Source organism: Pantoea allii, assembly GCF_002307475.1.
In the GTDB taxonomy this organism is placed as follows: Bacteria; Pseudomonadota; Gammaproteobacteria; order Enterobacterales; family Enterobacteriaceae; genus Pantoea; species Pantoea allii.
Genome location: NZ_NTMH01000049.1, coordinates 1 through 2,132, shown reverse-complemented (window position 1 = coordinate 2,132; position 2,132 = coordinate 1). Strand labels below are relative to the sequence as shown.

The following is a 2,132-nucleotide window of genomic DNA, read 5'->3' as shown; positions in this document are numbered from 1 at the left end:
CGGACGTAAAAAATATCAAGTCTCACGAGTGAACACATAATGAAATTCATTATGACGTTTTACAGATGAGCACCGCTGAACTGGTTTCAGCAAATCAAACTTAAATTGAAGAGTTTGATCATGGCTCAGATTGAACGCTGGCGGCAGGCCTAACACATGCAAGTCGGACGGTAGCACAGAGAGCTTGCTCTCGGGTGACGAGTGGCGGACGGGTGAGTAATGTCTGGGGATCTGCCCGATAGAGGGGGATAACCACTGGAAACGGTGGCTAATACCGCATAACGTCGCAAGACCAAAGAGGGGGACCTTCGGGCCTCTCACTATCGGATGAACCCAGATGGGATTAGCTAGTAGGCGGGGTAACGGCCCACCTAGGCGACGATCCCTAGCTGGTCTGAGAGGATGACCAGCCACACTGGAACTGAGACACGGTCCAGACTCCTACGGGAGGCAGCAGTGGGGAATATTGCACAATGGGCGCAAGCCTGATGCAGCCATGCCGCGTGTATGAAGAAGGCCTTCGGGTTGTAAAGTACTTTCAGCGGGGAGGAAGGCATTGTGGTTAATAACCGCAGTGATTGACGTTACCCGCAGAAGAAGCACCGGCTAACTCCGTGCCAGCAGCCGCGGTAATACGGAGGGTGCAAGCGTTAATCGGAATTACTGGGCGTAAAGCGCACGCAGGCGGTCTGTTAAGTCAGATGTGAAATCCCCGGGCTTAACCTGGGAACTGCATTTGAAACTGGCAGGCTTGAGTCTCGTAGAGGGGGGTAGAATTCCAGGTGTAGCGGTGAAATGCGTAGAGATCTGGAGGAATACCGGTGGCGAAGGCGGCCCCCTGGACGAAGACTGACGCTCAGGTGCGAAAGCGTGGGGAGCAAACAGGATTAGATACCCTGGTAGTCCACGCCGTAAACGATGTCGACTTGGAGGTTGTTCCCTTGAGGAGTGGCTTCCGGAGCTAACGCGTTAAGTCGACCGCCTGGGGAGTACGGCCGCAAGGTTAAAACTCAAATGAATTGACGGGGGCCCGCACAAGCGGTGGAGCATGTGGTTTAATTCGATGCAACGCGAAGAACCTTACCTACTCTTGACATCCAGAGAACTTAGCAGAGATGCTTTGGTGCCTTCGGGAACTCTGAGACAGGTGCTGCATGGCTGTCGTCAGCTCGTGTTGTGAAATGTTGGGTTAAGTCCCGCAACGAGCGCAACCCTTATCCTTTGTTGCCAGCGATTCGGTCGGGAACTCAAAGGAGACTGCCGGTGATAAACCGGAGGAAGGTGGGGATGACGTCAAGTCATCATGGCCCTTACGAGTAGGGCTACACACGTGCTACAATGGCGCATACAAAGAGAAGCGACCTCGCGAGAGCAAGCGGACCTCATAAAGTGCGTCGTAGTCCGGATCGGAGTCTGCAACTCGACTCCGTGAAGTCGGAATCGCTAGTAATCGTGGATCAGAATGCCACGGTGAATACGTTCCCGGGCCTTGTACACACCGCCCGTCACACCATGGGAGTGGGTTGCAAAAGAAGTAGGTAGCTTAACCTCCGGGAGGGCGCTTACCACTTTGTGATTCATGACTGGGGTGAAGTCGTAACAAGGTAACCGTAGGGGAACCTGCGGTTGGATCACCTCCTTACCTGAAGATACCTTCCCGCGAAGTGCTCACACAGATTGTCTGATAGAAAAGTAATGAGCAAAGCGTCTACGCGTTGGGGTGCGGTAACAATAACTATTGTCGCCTGATTATATAATCTCACCTTCACGTGAAATTACCCGTGTCTGTTGCACAAGTATTTCACGTCCCCTTCGTCTAGAGGCCCAGGACACCGCCCTTTCACGGCGGTAACAGGGGTTCGAATCCCCTAGGGGACGCCACTTGCTTGGTGACAGGTGAAAGGTGTTGCCCACATATCTTAAAGATGACTTACGAGTCGTGTTTAAGATATTGCTCTTTAACAATCCGGAACAAGCTGAAAATTTGAAACGACGCATTGTCGTGTTCCTCCGTAATAAGGAACACAGGACAACGCGTTCGGGTCTCTCAAAAGCTCATGACACGCAGCGTAAAACGCCTGTGGGTTGTGAGGTTAAGCGACTAAGCGTACACGGTGGATGCCCTGGCAGTC

At 52.7% G+C, this 2,132-nt stretch carries 1 tRNA gene and 1 rRNA gene; both read left to right on the top strand.

The window, feature by feature from the left end:
- The first annotated feature begins 102 nt into the window (after positions 1–102).
- Positions 103–1,642, top strand: a 16S ribosomal RNA gene (locus CMR03_RS22060).
- A 163-nt stretch (positions 1,643–1,805) separates the two neighbouring features.
- Positions 1,806–1,881, top strand: a tRNA-Glu gene (locus tag CMR03_RS22055).
- Positions 1,882–2,132 lie beyond the last annotated feature (251 nt).